This window comes from Listeria rocourtiae FSL F6-920 (genome assembly GCF_000525975.1).
Lineage (GTDB): Bacteria > Bacillota > Bacilli > Lactobacillales > Listeriaceae > Listeria_A > Listeria_A rocourtiae.
The window spans coordinates 54898-72574 of sequence record NZ_AODK01000003.1 but is presented as its reverse complement, the minus strand read 5'-3'; the positions used below and the strand labels follow the sequence as shown (position 1 = coordinate 72574).

Below are 17677 nucleotides of genomic sequence, written 5' to 3'. Positions count from 1 at the left end.
CGCTTCCTATCAGTCCAGAGCGAAGAAAAGAGCGCGGGTTTAATCAAACAGAGGGTTTGTTGCGTCTAGCTGGTATCCCATTTGAAATAACGTTAAGAAGAGAACATACAGAGAAACAATCTAAAAAAAACTCGAAAGGAACGAATGGGGCAAGAGCAATTCTTTTTTGTAGAAAATAAAGAGCACATTGATTCCAAAGAAATATTGCTAGTGGATGACATTTATACAACAGGAACAACCATACATTTAGCAGCAGATGCACTTATGGAAGCGGGCGCCAAAAGTGTATTTTCCCTTACTATTTTTCGTTAAAGCGAAATTTTCAATCATTTTAGGTTTGTATTTGAAGATTTGTGGAATGAATAGAGTAACAGCGTCATACTTACAGACTATGTAAACGCTAGGATAATAGTAATTTTGCTTCGTGTAAATGTTTGCAAAATGCTACATTATAACGTAGACTGTATCTAAGGAGTCATTCACTTCTTGTAAAGTATGATTTGTTTTATTTCAAAGGAGGAATTGCTATGCTAAAGTATAACATTCGTGGCGAAAACATTGAAGTAACAGAGCCGATTAGAGAGTATGTTGAAAAGAAAATCGACAAATTAGAGCGCTATTTCAGCGAGGCTCCGGATGCTAATGTTCATGTAAATCTTAAAGTTTATTCTGATAAAAACGCAAAGGTTGAAGTGACCATTCCTCTCAAAAATTTAGTGCTACGTGCTGAAGAAACGAGCGGGGATTTATATGCAAGTATTGATTTAATTGTAGATAAATTAGAGAGACAAATCCGTAAACACAAAACAAAAGTGAATCGCAAATTCCGTGATAAAGGTGCCGAGCATGATTATTTTGCTTTTGCAGAAGTGAACGGTAGTGCTGCACCAGATGAATTTGAGAATGATAGTGAATTAGACATTGTTCGCACAAAGGAATTCTCATTGAAACCAATGGATAGTGAGGAAGCCGTGCTTCAAATGAATTTATTAGGGCATAGTTTCTTTGTTTATACAGATGCAGAGTCCGATGGAACAAACATCGTGTATCGTCGTAAAGATGGCAAATACGGTTTGATTGAAACGAATTGACTTAGACACGTCCTCTAAAAGCCGGGATCCAAAATAAGGGGATCTCGGCTTTTGCTGTCAAATTCAAATTAGAAATAAAAAAGTGAATGATTAGAATTGAATGAAAGGTATTATTTTTTTATTTAGATAAAGCGCATAGCTTAGGCTTTTATAAAGAATCAAAGAAAATGCGTCGAAATGTTCACAGGAAAACAGGTTGTAAAAGGCAGGCGAAAGATGGTAGAATTGACTAGTGTGCCTGTGATAAGGCAGTTGCGTCAGGAAATGGGAAGAGCGCGACGATTTCAAACTTCAGGGAAAGTATAGAAACAGTAGAGGAGAATAAGATCATGGCAGGTTTATTGAAAAAGATATTTGAATCTGGTAAAAAAGATATTAAGTATCTAGAAAAGAAAGCAGATCAGATTGAGGCATTGGCAGAAGCAACAGCCAAGCTCTCTGATGATGAGATACGTGCGAAAACAGAAGAATTTAAAGAACGTTTTCAGAATGGGGAAACATTGGATTCCCTTTTGGTAGAGGCGTTTGCTATTGCGCGTGAAGGAGCGAAGCGTGCGTTAGGTATGTTCCCGTTCCGTGTTCAATTAATGGGTGGTATCGTTTTACATGAAGGTAATATCGCAGAAATGAGAACAGGTGAAGGTAAAACTTTAACAGCGACACTACCAGTTTATTTAAATGCTCTTTCTGGCAATGGTGTTCACGTCGTTACAGTCAATGAGTATTTATCGCAACGTGACGCAGAAGAGATGGGAGTTTTATATAATTTTCTCGGTCTTTCTGTTGGACTAAATTTGAATGTTCTTTCCAGTGAAGAAAAACGTGAAGCTTATGCCGCGGATATTACGTACAGCACAAACAATGAACTTGGATTTGACTATTTACGTGATAATATGGTTGTTTATAAAGAGCAAATGGTACAGCGCCCGCTTTCCTATGCGGTAATTGATGAGGTCGATTCTATACTGGTCGATGAGGCAAGAACACCGCTTATTATTTCTGGTCAAGCAGAGAAATCGACTATTCTGTATGTTCGCGCTAATTCGTTTGTGGAAACATTGACAGTTGAGAAAGACTACACAGTTGATATTAAGACTAAATCGGTATATATGACTGAAGAGGGTATGACAAAAGGTGAGAAGTACTTCGATGTTGAGAACTTATTTGATATCGAAAGTTCAACGCTATTACACCATATTGCGCAAGCTTTGAAAGCAAATTATACGATGCATCTAGATGTGGATTATGTTGTACAGGACGATGAAGTCTTAATTGTTGACCAATTTACTGGTCGTATTATGAAAGGGCGTCGTTTCAGTGAAGGGTTGCACCAAGCACTTGAAGCAAAAGAAGGCGTTACTATTCAAAACGAATCGCAAACAATGGCGACGATAACATTCCAGAACTATTTCCGTATGTATAAGAAACTGTCTGGTATGACTGGTACAGCAAAAACGGAAGAAGAAGAATTCCGTGATATTTACAATATGCGTGTTATCGAAATACCAACGAATAAACCAATCATTCGTGATGACCGTGCCGATTTAATCTACACATCAATTGACGCAAAATTTAATGCAGTGGTAGAAGATATTGCAGAACGTTATGCTAATGGACAGCCAGTACTGGTTGGTACCGTTGCAATTGAGACGTCTGAGGTGATTTCTCACAAATTAAAACGTAAAGGTGTACCACATAGTGTTTTGAATGCGAAACAACACGAAAAAGAAGCAGATATTATCCAGTTTGCTGGTGAAAAAGGCTCTGTTACTATCGCGACAAATATGGCTGGTCGTGGTACCGATATTAAACTTGGTGAAGGTGCAATTGAAGCAGGCGGATTAGCTGTTATTGGTACAGAGCGCCATGAATCTAGACGTATCGATAATCAGTTGCGTGGTCGTGCTGGCCGTCAAGGAGATCCAGGTGTAACGCAATTCTATCTTTCTATGGAAGATGAACTTATGAAACGTTTCGGTTCCGATAATATGAAGGCAATGATGGAACGTTTTGGAATGGACGACGAAGCTATCCAGAGTAAAATGGTTAGTCGTGCTGTTGAATCCGCTCAAAAGCGTGTTGAAGGAAACAACTTTGATTCTCGTAAACAAGTACTTCAATATGATGATGTTTTGCGCCAACAACGTGAAGTTATTTATAAACAGCGTTACGCAGTTATCACGGCTGAGAATAACCTGCGTTCTGTCATCGAGCCAATGATTCAAAACGTTGTGAACTATGTCGTACAATCAAATGCTCCGAGACAAGAAGATCGCGATGAGTGGAACCTACAAGGGATTATCGATTTTGCAGAGGCAAATTTGCTTCCAGAAGACGTAATCAGTGTGGATGACATCAAAAATATGGAAACGAATGATATTCAAGATTTTATTTTGGAAAAAGTAAATGAAGCCTACAACGAAAAGGAAACATTGCTTCCAGAAGAGGAATTTAATGAGTTCCAAAAAGTAGTATTGCTACGTGTAGTAGATACGAAATGGGTAGATCATATCGATGCGATGGATCATTTACGTGATGGCATCCATTTACGTGCTTACGGTCAAATTGATCCTTTACGTGAATACCAATCAGAAGGCTTTGAGATGTTTGAAGCGATGATTAGCTCGATTGATGAAGAGGTTGCTCGTTACATCATGAAAGCAGAAATTCGTCAAAATCTTGAGCGGGAACAAGTGGCTAAAGGTGATGCTATTGATCCAAATGAAGGTAAGCCCGTAGCTAAGAAACAGCCAGTTCACAAAGATCAACACATCGGTCGTAATGATCCATGCCCATGTGGAAGTGGCGAAAAGTATAAAAATTGTCACGGTAAAGAAAAATAAGAACACAAAAGACCAGAATTTTTCTGGTTTTTTTGTATGTCATCAAGATACTAATCGCAGTTTTCAACCAAGTATGCTATATTATTAAAGAAGCATTATTGCATGAAAAATGAAAAAGAGGTGTTGAGAATGGAATTAGCTGAAATTCGCAATGAACTAGAGAAAACAGCCCAACAAATCAAAGACTTTAGGGGGTCTCTTTGACTTAGACAGCATAGAAGTTCGAATTGCTGAGTTAGAGGATCAAATGCTGGACCCAGAATTCTGGAATGACCAGCAAGCAGCACAGAAGGTTATCAATGAAGCAAATGGTTACAAAGATACGTATAATGCGTTTCATGAGTTAGAAGAAGAACAAGAAAATTTAGAACTCAGTTTAGAGCTTTTGCGTGAAGAGGCAGATGAAGAATTGCAAAACGAATTAGAGACGGAATTAACGAATTTTATGGCGAAGTTGACAGATTTCGAACTTAAATTAATGTTAAGTGAGCCTTACGATAAAAATAACGCAATTTTGGAGTTGCATCCAGGTGCGGGTGGAACAGAGTCACAAGATTGGGGTTCTATGCTCTTACGGATGTATCAGAGGTGGGCAGATAAAAAGGATTTCAAAGTCGAAATGCTGGATTATCAAGCAGGAGACGAAGCGGGGATTAAGAGCGTGACATTGCTCATTAAAGGACATAATGCATACGGCTACTTAAAAGCTGAAAAAGGGGTTCATCGCCTCGTTCGTATTTCTCCATTCGACTCTTCAGGACGTCGCCATACATCCTTCGTATCGTGCGATGTGATGCCAGAAATGGATGAGGATATCGAAATTGAAGTTCGTCCAGAAGATTTGAAAATTGATACGTATCGTGCGACCGGAGCAGGTGGTCAGCATATTAATACGACCGATTCAGCCGTTCGTATGACCCATATTCCGACAGGCATCGTTGTCACATGCCAGTCTGAGCGCTCTCAATTAAAAAACCGCGATCAGGCAATGAAAATGTTAAAAGCAAAACTATACCAAAAAGAACAAGAAGAAAAAGAAAAAGAACTTGCCGAACTTCGTGGAGAACAAAAAGAGATTGGCTGGGGAAGTCAAATACGCTCCTATGTATTCCACCCATATTCGATGGTAAAAGATCACCGTACAAATGTTGAAACCGGAAATACCCAAGCAGTGATGGATGGCGATATTGATGAATTTATCAATGGCTATCTGCGTTCACGGATTGATTAAGGTGGCAAAATGAACGAAATAAAGCCAGTCAAACGACGCAAACTGTCACCTAAATTAACAAAAGTGATGGAGTACGTCTATGTTATTTTAGGTGCTTTCATTATCGCGCTAGCTTTTAATGTACTACTACTACCCAACCATGTCGCTTCTGGTGGTGTGAGCGGGATTAGTACGATTATTAACTATTTAACCGGATGGACACCAGCATATATTCAATGGTCATTTAATATTCCGTTATTTTTTGCTGGAGTGTTTTTCCTAGGTTATCAGTTTGGGATTAAGACATTTGTTGGTACAATGATTATGCCATTGTTTGTTTATTTAACGTCAGATTGGACAGTTTGGACGCATGAACCTCTTGTTGCGGCTCTTTTTGGAGGTGTTCTTGTTGGTATAGGCCTCGGAGTCGTTTTTCGAGGAAAAGCATCCACAGGAGGTACAGATGTTATAGCACAAATTTTGCACAAGTTTACGAATTTGTCGCTAGGTATTTGTGTTGCTCTAATTGATGGGTTTGTCGTTATTGCAGCTATGTTTGTCTTTGATATCGAGTCGGGATTATATGCTTTAATTGGTCTGTTTGCGACAAGTAAGACGATTGACCTTGTTCAAGTAGGACTTAATCAGTCGAAAACGGTACTCATTATATCGGAAAAGCAAGATGAAATACGCCAAGCTATCCTATTCCAAATTGATCGAGGTATTACACGTTTATCAGCAAAAGGTGGGTATACAGAGGATGACAGGCAGATTCTATTGTGTGTCATTGCCCAATCAGAATTTTCCCGACTTAAAGGGGTCATAAAAGAAAGTGATCCGAATGCATTTGTTGTTGTGATGAGTGCAAGTGAGGTTATGGGAGAAGGCTTTAATAGTTAGTAATACAGTATAGAAGTAGCATTGGCTTAATTACGTTGATGCTGCTTTTTTTTATAGTACAGTTTGGATTAGAGCCTATTTTTTGTATAACAGTTGTGTAACAAGATAGTAACTAAGTGTTTTTAGTAGGTCCTTTACATATTAAAAGTGGTCTATTCCAATTGATTTCACTGTAACTATTTTTAATATCCCTGTAATATTAATTCACTGGAAAACGCGGTACAATAGGAGAGTAGTAAAACAGTGCAGGAAGCGTGGCACGTTTTTTTTATGGTCTTTTTACAAAGCTAGAAGTTATGAGATTTTCGTCGATTTAATAGATGTAAATAAGTATGTTGCGAATAAAATAAAACTTGTCATTGGTTGAAATATAACTGTAACGTAATTAACCCGAACCTGAAAAATTGAGATGCTATAATGGTATTATGCGTTGTGACTTTACGCACTTCGATAGAAATGGTGTATCTTCACTGCATAATCTGGGCTTATCGTACACGTTATATTATTCGAGCTTGATTTAAGAAAGGCATAGTTAGGTGATAATATGATTGTTATGGAAGATGTGTATAAGAAGTATCCCAACGGCATTACAGCTGCGAACGGATTGAATATTCGGATCGATCAGGGAGAATTCGTTTATGTCGTAGGTCCAAGTGGTGCAGGTAAATCTACTTTTATTAAGATGATTTACAGAGAAGAGCGGGCGACCAAAGGAACGATTAATGTTGATAAGTTCGACTTACTCAGTATGAAAAATCGTGAAGTACCATTTTTAAGAAGACACGTTGGTGTTGTCTTTCAGGATTTTAAATTGCTTCCTAGCAAAACAGTTTATGAAAACATTGCTTATGCGATGGAAGTGGTAGAAGAAGATCCAAAAGTCATCAAAAACCGTGTTATGGAAGTGTTAGACCTAGTTAATCTAAAACACAAAGTCAGAATGCTACCAGATGAGTTGTCTGGCGGGGAGCAACAACGTATTTCGATTGCTCGCTCGATAGCCAATATGCCAAAGGTTTTAATTGCAGATGAACCAACCGGAAACCTCGATCCTGATACTTCATGGGAAATCATGAATATCCTTGAAGAAATAAGTAATCGCGGAACGACAATCGTTATGGCGACACACAATAAAGAGATTGTTAATACTCTAAAACATCGTGTAATTGCTATTGAAAACGGTAGAATCGTTCGTGATGAACAGCAAGGAGATTATGGCTATGAAATTTAGAACAGTGGGTAGACACTTTAAAGAAAGCTTTAAGAGTCTGTATCGAAATGGTTGGATGACATTTGCTGCAGCTAGTGCGGTAACAGTAACTTTGATTTTGGTAAGTGTGTTCTTTGCGATTATGATGAACATGAACAAGTTGGCAGACGATGTGGAAAATGACGTTGAAATTAACGTGCATATTCAATTGACTGCTACAAAAGATCAACAGGATGGGCTAAAGGGCAACATTGAGCAACTGAGTGGCGTAGATAGCGTCACATTTTCTTCAAAAGATGAGCAAATGGAGAAATTAGTCTCTACATATGGTAAAGATTTCGAGTTATTCGAACAGGATAATCCACTTTACGATGTGTTCATTGTTCAAGCGAAGGAGCCGAGCGAAACGGCGAAAGTTGCAACCGAGATTCAGAAAATGAAATATGTCGCAAAAGTGAACTATGGAGAAAAAACAGTAGATAAATTGTTTAATGTCTTGAAATGGGGACGATATGCTGGTATCATATTAAGTGCTGGCCTTTTGTTAACAGCCATGTTCTTGATTTCCAATACGATTAAGATTGCGATATACTCGCGTCGAACCGAGATTGAAATTATGAAATTGGTAGGAGCGACAAACTGGTTTATCCGGTGGCCGTTCGTGTTAGAAGGTGCTTGGCTAGGTCTGCTAGGATCTATTGTTCCAGTAGCATTAACGTTTGTGGGTTATATTAACACTTACAATTTCGTCAATCCAAAACTTGGTGAAGGCACAAATCTTTCTCTATTGACGCCAACTCCATTTATGTATGAGATAGCAGGATTAATCATTGCTATCGGAGTGTTGATTGGTATATGGGGAAGTGCAATTTCCATCCGTAGATTCTTGAAAGTATAACAATTAAATGCGTATCAGAGAAATGGACGCATTCTAAAAAATAATAAAAAAATTTAATGAAAGAAAAGCCTAGGGAGCTTTTTAGGAGGTAAAATCTTTTGAAAAAAAAATACTTTAATCGCTGCGTCAATGGCAGCTGTAATCAGTTTATCACCAGTTTTTACAACGAATGCATTTGCGGATGTTAACACAGATATTCAACAAAAGGACGCAAAGCTAAACGACCTTAAATCTAAGAAAGCTGATTTACAAGCTGATTTGTCATCTTTAGTGACTAAACTAGAATCAGCGCAAGCGAAATCGAAAGAACTACAAGCGAGCTTCAATAAGTCAGCAGAACAATTAAAGAAATTAAATGCTGATATCGCAGCTATTAATGCACGTATTAAAGAGCGTGAAGCAGTTCTTAAAGAGCGCGCACGTTCTATGCAAGTAAACTCAAATTCAAATGTTTACCTTGATGTTGTTTTAGGAGCTAACAATTTCAGTGATTTAGTGGATCGTGTATCTGCAGTAAATACAATTGTTGATTCTGATAAAGCAATTCTTGACGAGCAACAAAAAGATGAAGATGCTTTGAAATCAAAATCTGCTTCTGTGAAAAAAGAGCAAGAGAAACAACAAAAAGCAATTGCAAGTTATGAAGAACAACAAAATAAAATCGAAGCTCAAAAAGCTGAGAAAGAAGCTGTTGTAGCTCAATTAGCGGCACAACAAGCAACAACAGAACAAGAGAAATCTACTTTAGTCGCGCAACGTGATAGAGAAGCGGCGGCAGCAGCAGCTCGTGCAGCGGCGGCGAAAGAAGCTACAACTGTTCAACCAATCGCAGCTACAGAAACTAAAACGGAGTCATCATCAAATACAGCTGAATCTTCATCATCAGTAGCATCTTCTTCAAATTCAAGTGATGATAGCTCTAAATCTGATAGTAATACGTCAACGAAAAAATCATCATCAAATACTTCTAATTCTACAAACAATAGCATTGCAACACCAACAGGATCTGGGTATGATGCAATGATTTCAACTGCGTATGCACAATTAGGGAAACCATATTCTCTAGGAGCAACTGGACCAGGTTCGTTTGATTGTTCTGGATTTACTTCTTATTCATTCCGTGCAGCAGGAATATCTCTTCCAAGAACTTCGGGTGCACAATACGCAGCATCTACAAAAATTAGCTCAAGCCAAGCAAAACCTGGTGACTTAGTATTCTTCAGCTATGGTAGCGGAATTGCTCACGTTGGTATTTATATTGGTGGAGGCAAAATGATTAACGCTCAAAACGATGGCGTTAAAATTGATAGCCTTTCAAGTGGCTTCTGGGCTCAATCTCTTGTAGGTTTTGGCCGTGTAGCTAACTTCTAATTTTAAATGATATTAAACATTTTTGAAAATAGAAAAGTACCTTTGTATAATTCTTTACGAGGGTACTTTTTTTTCTAACTTACGACATGGTAAAAATAGTAATATACGAATTTGATTTAGGAGGAAATAATGAATGACATATAAGAAATTACTTGCAAATGGCCTTGCAATTACTGTAGCAGTTGGACTTTTTACTTTCGTGCCAACTAATGCGAAGGCTGCTGATTTAAATGAACTACAAAAACAACAACAAGCGATTCAACAACAGCGTTCTAATATAGATAGCCATATTGATGAGAAAGATCATGAAGTATCTGTTCTAGAAAGAAAACAACAAACAACAGCTGCAGAGCTAGAAAGCCTAGTCAAAAGTATAACGGAAACTAATAAGAAGCTACAAAAACAGCAACAAGAGGTATCGGTAACCAATGCAGAAGTTAGTAAATTAAAGAATGAAATCGCCGTGCTGCAAAAAAGTATTGAAGACCGCCTTAATTTATTGAAGGATCGCGCACGTGCTATCCAAATAAACGGAAATGGTCAAGAATATATGAATGTTATTTTAGCTTCGGATAGTTTTAGTGATTTTATTGATCGCGCGACATTAGTATCTACGCTTGTCAACGCGGATAAAGATATTATGACGGATCAGCGAGAAGATGAGGATGCTCTGAACTCTAAGCAAAAGCAAACAGAGACAAAATTAGCGAATTTAAAGAAATTATCTAATGAAATCGCGCTTTCTAAAAATAACTTAGAAAGCCAAAAAAGCCAAAAAGATGAGCTAATCTTGGCTATTGCGGCAGAAAAAGATTTAACGCAGCAACAAAAGAATGATTTATTAGCGCAACAAGGCCAGTTAGCAGCGAATGAACAAACAATAGCTGGAAACATTCAAGCGGAGAAAAATCGTCAAGCACAATTACAATTAGAGGCGGCTCGCAAAGCAAGTGCAGAACGCGCAGCAAGGGAAGCTACTGCCAAAGCAGCTGCAGCACAAGCAAGATCCAAAGCGGTGACGCGAACAGAAACAGCTGCCGCAGCACCACAAGAAGAACCAGAAACAATTTCTATTCCATCTATTAGTGCGGGTTCTCAAACGGGTATGTTCATTAAGCCAGCTGCTGGAATTCTTACATCTGGATTTAGTGATAGAACGAATCCTGTTACAGGTCAACATGAGTCGCATAAAGGTCAAGATATTGCGGCTGGCGGAAGCGTACCAATCTATGCTGCAGCAGGTGGAACAGTTGTTTTCTCTGGTTTTGGTGCTCCGGGTAGCGGTTATGGTGGCTATGGATATGTTGTTGAAATTGATCATGGCAATGGCTATCAAACACTATACGGTCATATGAGAGCCGGTAGCTTACAGGTTGTTGCAGGGCAAAGTGTTTCTCAAGGACAAGGTATTGGAATGATGGGCTCAACTGGGCAATCAACAGGCCAGCATCTTCACTTTGAAATACACAAAAATGGTGTTCCTGTAGATCCATCTCCTTATATTTAAAAACAAGCTCGATTAGCCACTAACGGTTAGTCGAGCTTTTTGGTGATATTCAGGCAATACTTCACTCCTGATTTATGATATGATTAAAAGGTAACAATATTATTGGGAGGTTCATTATGGGAATTATTGCGGGATTACTGATTGTGTTACTAGTAATCAATGTGTTTTTTGCCGCTATGATGGTGTTTCTAGAACGAAGAGACACCTCGGCAACATGGGCTTGGCTACTTGTACTTACCTTTATACCTGTTCTGGGATTTGTTATATACTTAATATTTGGCAGGAAGCTCTCACATCGCAAAATTTTCGACTGGAAAGGACAAGAAAAAATTGGGCTGCGAGAGTCAACCGATAATCAGATTAATATGATTAGGCAGCAAGAGTTTCCATTTAGCGATCGGAATGTGGCGAAACATAGAGATTTGATTTATTTACTTTTAGTGAATGATGGCGCGATTTTGACACAGGACAATGAAGTGACTATTTTTACGGATGGTCATGAGAAGTTTGATGCGTTGATGCAGGATATAGCAAAGGCGAAGAATCACATTCATTTGATTTATTATATTATTCATTCGGATACGCTTGGGCATCGCTTACAGGAGGCGCTAATTAAAAAGGCAAACGAGGGCCTAGATGTGCGTGTGCTTTATGATGCAATGGGCTGTCGGACAACAAAGAAAGCTTTTTGGAATAAATTGAAACAAAGTGGCGTGAAAGTGTGGCCGTTCTTTCCTTCAAAGTTGCCATTGATAAACTTCCGATTGAACTATCGAAATCATCGTAAGTTAGCGATTATCGATGGGGAAATTGGATACATTGGTGGATTTAATGTTGGGGATGAATACCTTGGATTTGATGATAGTTTTGGATATTGGCGCGATACACATCTCCGGGTTCGTGGAAAGGCTGTTTTTGCTATGCAGACGCGTTATATTATGGACTGGAATTCGGCCTCATCGACTAGTCAGAAATTAGATTATCAAACGCGCTATTTTCCTAGCTTTCATGGAAAAGGGCAGACGAGTATGCAGATTGTTTCAAGCGGACCAGATTCGGAATGGCAACAGATTAAGTACGGTTATATTAAGATGATAAACTCGGCGAAGAAGTCGATTTATTTACAATCACCGTATATCATTCCAGATGCGAGTTTACTGGAAGCTTTGAAAATTGCCTCGCTCTCTGGGGTGGATGTGCGTTTGATGATTCCTAATAAGCCAGATCACGCGTTTGTTTACCGTGCAACGACGAGTTATTGTGGCGAATTGATTGAAAGTGGTGCAAAAGTTTATATTTATGACAATGGATTTATTCATGCAAAAACAATGGTCGTAGATGGTGAAATAGCCTCTGTAGGAACGGCAAATATGGATTTTCGGAGTTTTAGATTGAATTTTGAAGTGAATGCGTTTATGTATGAGAAGAAGATTGCACAGAAATTGGAGGACATTTTCTTGCAGGATATTTTGAAATCTTACCAGCTGACAGAGGAAATCTATGCTGAGCGCTCATTTTGGATTAAAGTGAAAGAGGCGGTGTCGCGGTTACTCTCCCCGATACTATAAGAGGTGAATGGGATGGAAACAATCATAGTAGAAATTGTAAAAGGAATTGGCAGTATACTGTTGCAGCCTGCGTTATACGTTTCGATATTAATCACTATTCTTGCAGGATTTAGCCGTACCAAGTGGGAGCGGAAATCATTTCGTGTTCGGATACACTCGCCCTGGCAAGAGCTAAAAGGCTTCTTTGGGCTGGGAATTATTTTTGGGCTGGCTATATCGATTGTGATGGGTTTTGTAGGGTTTTCTTTGACAATTGGTTGGATTGCTATTTTTAATGTTGTACTAATTGTTTTGTTGTTGATTGGATTGTTCAGAATGGCTTCGACGGCTTATACGATTGGTATTACGAGCTTAGTTTTTTTATGCAGTGTATTACTTTGATTGGTCACTAGCGCCGTTTGAGAATCGGATGCTACCAATTAGGGATTTATATATTGATAATTTCATGATTGCGCTTGTGTTTGTATTGGCACTACTGCTTGCAGTGGAAGCTTTTTTGATTCAGTTTTCGGGAGCGTCCAAAGCGTCCCCGATGCTTCGAAAAAGTGGGCGTGGAAAATTGATTGGCGCATTTCGTTTACGCCGATTATGGCTATTACCGTTACTTTGCTTTGTTCCAGGACATGGTTTTGCAGCACTTTTTTGATTGGTGGCCGATTTTTCAAATTGGGAACCAGACGTTTTCAGTTATGATATTGCCAATCGTTATAGGCTTTCAGCAACAAATTCAGTCACAATTACCAGCCGAAGCGACCCATAAAATTGCAGTTCGGGTAACAAGTTTATCAATATTAATCGCACTTCTAGGTATTGTAAGCATTGTGATTCCAGTTGTTAGTTTGCTTGCATTTGTAGTAGCAATAGGCGGTCGTCTATGGGTTTCCTACCATCATCGTAACGAAGAGCAAAGCGCAGCATTCAAGTTTACGCCACAAAAAGACGGCATCATGGTTCTGGGGGCAAGGGAAGATACACCAGCAAGCCGGATGGAAATTTTAGCAGGGGAAGTTATTATGGAGGTAAATGGGAAAGTTGTCTTAAATCGTGAAGACTTATACGAAGCTTTAAACGAAAACCGGGCTTACTGCAAACTAAAAGTTCGCGATAACCAAGGCGAGCCACGAATTGTCCAAACCGCTCTCTACGAAGAAGACTCATTCGAACTCGGACTGTTCATGGTGGAGTAAAGTAATTTGTATGCGAATATTAGAATGGAACTTATACGATGGCGATTTCGAACCTGAATTTTAAGATTGTGTTAAGAGTGATCGTATTCTAACCGATAAAGATGAAATCGTGCTATATTTTAGTAGGAGAGTACATAACAAAGCTGTGGCAGGATTGTAAAGGCCGAATGTTATGAATGGGGAGGAAAGAGCATTGACCAAGATTTTAGTAGTAGATGATGAGTCTTCTATTGTAACTTTACTGCAATTTAACATTGAAAAGGCTGGCTTTGATGTAGTTACGGCGGAAGATGGTAGAACCGGATATGAACTTGCTTTGTCAGAAAAACCGGATTTAATTGTACTCGATTTGATGTTACCAGAAATGGACGGGATCGAGGTTTGTAAACAGTTGCGTCAAGATAAGGTGGAGACACCGATTTTGATGTTAACGGCAAAAGATGACGAATTGGATAAAATTATTGGTCTGGAGCTTGGCGCGGATGATTATTTGACGAAACCATTTAGTCCGCGCGAAGTGGTGGCGCGAATTAAGGCGATTTTGCGTAGAAGTGCAGGGAAAGCCTCAGATGTGGAGCCAGAGGATGCACAGAAAGAGAAAGCGTTACAGATCGGTGAGTTGAAAATTTTGACGGATAGTTATGAGGTGTACTTGCAGGACGAACTGCTAGACTTGACGCCGAAAGAATTTGAGTTGTTGGTATATTTGGCAAATCATCGAGGTAAAGTTTTCTCGCGAGATCAGCTGCTGGACGCGGTTTGGAATTATGATTATATTGGTGAGACGCGGATTGTGGATGTTCATGTGAGTCATTTACGCGATAAAATTGAGACAGATACAAAGCAACCACGCTATATTAAGACGATTCGTGGTTTTGGCTATAAGATGGAGAACGTGAAATCATGAAAAAATTATGGCTGAAAATTGGGCTGTCTTTTTTTTATCTTATTTTTCATTGTCATGGTGATTGTTGGCTTTTTTTCAGGAGAATTGATGAAGAGTGTTTATTTGAATATGAAGGAAAGTCAATTACAGGATGATGCTCAAATTTTGCTGACAACGACGAAATTGGAAGATATAGACTTGGATCAGAATGCAGATAAAATTCAGGCAGATTTGAAACCGCTCGAGGATAAAATTGGCGCTCGGATTACGGTGATTGATCAGTCTGGGTATGTTGTTGCGGATACGAAGGAAGATCCTCATAGTTTGGGGAGTCATATGGACCGTCCAGAGGTTAAGGAAGTTTTGGAGCAGGGAAGAGATGTCGGGATTGCGACGCGAAAAAGCTCGACGCTTGGCTATAGCATGCTCTATGTCGCGGTTCCAATCACGCATAGCGGTATGACGGATGGCGTGTTAAGAATTTCGATCTCATTGGAGTCTGTAGAAAAAGCAGTGAACCAATTATGGCTCAGCCTAAGTTTGATTTTTGGTTTGGCGCTTGTGTTTATAGGTTTTATAAGTGCGGTGATTGCGCGCCGGATTACGCGTCCGGTCAACGAAATTATTGATGTGTCAATGGATTTGGCTAATAATCGTTATTACAGCAGAATTACTGGCAAAACGAGTGGCGAATTGCAGGATTTATCGGTTAGTGTGAATCAATTAGCGCAAAGCTTAGAGAAGCAAATGCAGGAAATCGAGCTCAACCAGCAGCGGCTTAGCGGTATCGTACAAAATTTGGTTAGCGGTGTTATGCTAATTGACCAAAAAAAAGTTTATCGTTATGGTAAATCCAATGATGGAGAAGATTATCGGCGAAAAAGGTCTTACAGGAAAAGCGTATTATGAAGTTTTGAAAAGTTTTGCTTTGGCGCAACTCGTAGATCAATGTCTGGAACAAAAAGTATTTCAACAAGAAGAAATTACAATCTATTTCCCCCGGGAGCTTATTTTGGATGCAAGCGTTTCGCCAATTCTATCCAAAACAGGTAATATTACGGGAGTGATTGTGCTACTTCATGATATTACGGAAATTAGGCGACTGGAAAATGTACGCTCTGAGTTTGTCGCGAATGTTTCGCATGAATTAAAAACGCCAGTTACAGCATTGAAAGGCTTTGCAGAAACGTTACTCGATGGAGCGATGTATGATGAGGCGCTACTCAAGAAATTCCTTACAATCATAAAAGAGGAAAGTGACCGTTTGCACCGTTTAATTATGGATATTTTGGAATTGTCACGGATTGAGCAGAAGCATGTGTCGATGAATTTGGAACAGGTAGATGTGGAAGATGTTATAATTACAACGATGGATACGGTTCGCCTGGTGGCTCTGGAAAAAGAGATCCAGCTCGTGTCGCCGAAATTGGTATCACCAATTATTATTCAAGCTGAGCGTGATCGACTGCAACAAATCCTGATTAACCTCATTTCAAATGCGATTGTTTACACGCCACAAAATGGAAAAGTTTCGGTCGGTATAACGGAAAATCAAGCTAATGATACGATTGCAATAACTGTTACGGATAACGGGATTGGTATTCCAGCCAAAGATATTGATCGGATTTTTGAACGTTTTTATCGGGTAGATCGTGCTCGTAGTAGACATTCGGGAGGAACTGGACTTGGGCTTTCTATTGTGAAGCATATTGTTGAGAGTTGTGGTGGTCAGATTAAAGTGGAAAGTATTGAAGGATCCGGCACAACATTTACTGTAATACTCCCTAAATAATAAGAATGAGGAGATGGGACCTAACTCAAATAAATCGGCGGCAAGCGCTCGATTTGTGTCTAGCATAATCTTCGTCTTACCCAGATAAAGGGTAGGGCGATTTTTAGCTTGCCTTGAGTTTTGCCTCAAACTCTTTTATTTTGTCATCCATTTTTTATAAATTTTACATAATCATCATCTTTACATTCTCTTAACATTAGCTACATAACCCCTTAATTCTTTAGAGGTATAGTAAGTTTGTAAGTTAAATCGATAAAAAAGGTGGTTTACAATTCATGAAGAAGAGATTTTTAGGATTAGTAGCTGTTATTGCAGCATTCACAATGATTATAGCAGGATGTGGGAATTCAAGTACATCATCAGATAAGGCTAATGGAGATAGTAAAGAAGTTTCTGGTTCAATTACGGCGGTCGGTTCAACGGCACTACAACCTCTTGTTGAGGCTGCTTCGAAACAATTCACAGCTGAAAATCCTAAAGCACAAATCAACGTACAAGGTGGCGGATCTGGTACTGGCCTAACGCAAGTGCAACAAGGCGCTGTGGATATTGGTAACTCAGATGTTTTCGCTGAAGAAAAAGATGGCGTTGATGCTTCAAAATTAGTAGACCACAGAGTAGCAGTAGTCGGAATGGCTCCGGTCGTTAACAAAGACGCTGGCGTAAAAAATATATCTAAACAGCAATTAATCGACATCTTCACAGGAAAAATTACAAACTGGAAAGATGTTGGCGGTAAGGATCAAAAAATTACAATCATTAATCGTGCAGAAGGAAGCGGAACGCGTGCGACTTTTGAAAAATGGGGCTTAGATGGCGCAACTCCAGTCAAAGCACAAGAGCAAGATTCCTCAGGTACGGTTCGTAAAATTGTAAGTGAAACACCAGGAGCAATTAGTTACCTAGCATTCTCTTACATTGACGATTCGATTCAAGGGCTATCACTTGATAATGTGAAGCCAACAGAAGACAACGTAGCAACAAATGATTGGAAAATTTGGGCTTATGAGCATATGTATACAAACGGTGAAGCGACAGGCTTGACGAAGCAATTCCTAGCTTACATCACAAGCAAAGAAGTTCAAAATGACTTGGTGCCCCAATTAGGTTACCAATCGATTCACTCCATGAAAGTGGAACGTGACGCTAAAGGAAATATCACAGACGTGAAATAAAATATATTAGGGAGGCGTCTACTTCTAAGTATAGAAGTG

General features: G+C 39.2%; 12 protein-coding genes and 2 pseudogenes. All 14 read left to right on the top strand.

Translation table 11 applies throughout. The features are described 5' to 3' along the window. Window positions 1–144: 144 nt before the first annotated feature. A complete protein-coding gene (locus PROCOU_RS16945) occupies window positions 145–312 on the top strand; it encodes a ComF family protein (RefSeq protein ID WP_077913273.1) in 168 nt (55 codons plus the stop codon). Between the two features lie 215 nt (window positions 313–527). Next, a complete protein-coding gene (gene hpf / locus PROCOU_RS00805) occupies window positions 528–1091 on the top strand; it encodes a ribosome hibernation-promoting factor, HPF/YfiA family (RefSeq protein ID WP_036069044.1) in 564 nt (187 codons plus the stop codon). Between the two features lie 329 nt (window positions 1092–1420). Next, a complete protein-coding gene (secA, locus tag PROCOU_RS00800; RefSeq protein ID WP_036069042.1) occupies window positions 1421–3934 on the top strand; it encodes a preprotein translocase subunit SecA in 2514 nt (837 codons plus the stop codon). A 129-nt stretch (window positions 3935–4063) separates the two neighbouring features. Next, a protein-coding gene (prfB, locus tag PROCOU_RS00790) for a peptide chain release factor 2 (RefSeq protein WP_133620757.1) occupies window positions 4064–5165 on the top strand; the annotation gives its coding sequence in 2 pieces (ribosomal slippage) (window positions 4064–4135 and window positions 4137–5165; 1101 coding nt in all). 9 nt (window positions 5166–5174) lie between these two features. Beyond that, window positions 5175–6044 carry a YitT family protein gene (locus tag PROCOU_RS00785; RefSeq protein WP_036069038.1) on the top strand — a complete coding sequence of 290 codons (870 nt, stop codon included), beginning with the start codon at window positions 5175–5177 and terminating at the stop codon, window positions 6042–6044. Between the two features lie 544 nt (window positions 6045–6588). Further along, a complete protein-coding gene (ftsE, locus tag PROCOU_RS00780; RefSeq protein ID WP_036069037.1) occupies window positions 6589–7275 on the top strand; it encodes a cell division ATP-binding protein FtsE in 687 nt (228 codons plus the stop codon). Continuing rightward, window positions 7265–8152 (top strand): permease-like cell division protein FtsX, encoded by an 888-nt coding sequence (gene ftsX / locus PROCOU_RS00775; RefSeq protein WP_036069035.1) that lies wholly within the window; start codon window positions 7265–7267, stop codon window positions 8150–8152. The genes ftsE and ftsX overlap by 11 nt, the downstream gene beginning before the upstream one ends. A 129-nt stretch (window positions 8153–8281) precedes the next feature. Beyond that, complete coding sequence (locus PROCOU_RS00770) at window positions 8282–9523, top strand: C40 family peptidase (protein ID WP_036069033.1); 1242 nt, start codon at window positions 8282–8284, stop codon at window positions 9521–9523. A gap of 133 nt (window positions 9524–9656) precedes the next feature. Further along, window positions 9657–11030, top strand: a complete 1374-nt coding sequence (locus PROCOU_RS00765; RefSeq protein ID WP_036069032.1) for a murein hydrolase activator EnvC family protein — start codon at window positions 9657–9659, stop codon at window positions 11028–11030. Between the two features lie 116 nt (window positions 11031–11146). Then, complete coding sequence (gene cls, locus PROCOU_RS00760; RefSeq protein WP_036069031.1) at window positions 11147–12598, top strand: cardiolipin synthase; 1452 nt, start codon at window positions 11147–11149, stop codon at window positions 12596–12598. Between the two features lie 12 nt (window positions 12599–12610). Next, a pseudogene (locus PROCOU_RS00755) lies at window positions 12611–13785 on the top strand (serine protease). A gap of 193 nt (window positions 13786–13978) precedes the next feature. After that, a complete protein-coding gene (locus PROCOU_RS00750) occupies window positions 13979–14692 on the top strand; it encodes a response regulator transcription factor (RefSeq protein ID WP_133620762.1) in 714 nt (237 codons plus the stop codon). After that, a pseudogene (pnpS, locus tag PROCOU_RS00745) lies at window positions 14689–16463 on the top strand (two-component system histidine kinase PnpS). Before PROCOU_RS00750 ends, pnpS begins: the two are co-directional and overlap by 4 nt. A gap of 275 nt (window positions 16464–16738) precedes the next feature. Continuing rightward, the gene (locus tag PROCOU_RS00740) at window positions 16739–17638 is read left to right on the top strand and encodes a phosphate ABC transporter substrate-binding protein (RefSeq protein WP_036069028.1); all 900 of its coding nucleotides are present in this window, start codon (window positions 16739–16741) and stop codon (window positions 17636–17638) included. Window positions 17639–17677 lie beyond the last annotated feature (39 nt).

What these genes read in the sequence shown, in the direction of transcription:
- PROCOU_RS16945 (WP_077913273.1), top strand. Translation starts at nt 145, where the DNA reads ATGGGGCAAGAGCAATTCTTTTTTGTAGAAAATAAAGAGCACATTGAT.
- hpf (WP_036069044.1), top strand. Translation starts at nt 528, where the DNA reads ATGCTAAAGTATAACATTCGTGGCGAAAACATTGAAGTAACAGAGCCG.
- secA (WP_036069042.1), top strand. Translation starts at nt 1,421, where the DNA reads ATGGCAGGTTTATTGAAAAAGATATTTGAATCTGGTAAAAAAGATATT.
- PROCOU_RS00785 (WP_036069038.1), top strand. Translation starts at nt 5,175, where the DNA reads ATGAACGAAATAAAGCCAGTCAAACGACGCAAACTGTCACCTAAATTA.
- ftsE (WP_036069037.1), top strand. Translation starts at nt 6,589, where the DNA reads ATGATTGTTATGGAAGATGTGTATAAGAAGTATCCCAACGGCATTACA.
- ftsX (WP_036069035.1), top strand. Translation starts at nt 7,265, where the DNA reads ATGAAATTTAGAACAGTGGGTAGACACTTTAAAGAAAGCTTTAAGAGT.
- PROCOU_RS00770 (WP_036069033.1), top strand. Translation starts at nt 8,282, where the DNA reads ATGGCAGCTGTAATCAGTTTATCACCAGTTTTTACAACGAATGCATTT.
- PROCOU_RS00765 (WP_036069032.1), top strand. Translation starts at nt 9,657, where the DNA reads ATGACATATAAGAAATTACTTGCAAATGGCCTTGCAATTACTGTAGCA.
- cls (WP_036069031.1), top strand. Translation starts at nt 11,147, where the DNA reads ATGGGAATTATTGCGGGATTACTGATTGTGTTACTAGTAATCAATGTG.
- PROCOU_RS00740 (WP_036069028.1), top strand. Translation starts at nt 16,739, where the DNA reads ATGAAGAAGAGATTTTTAGGATTAGTAGCTGTTATTGCAGCATTCACA.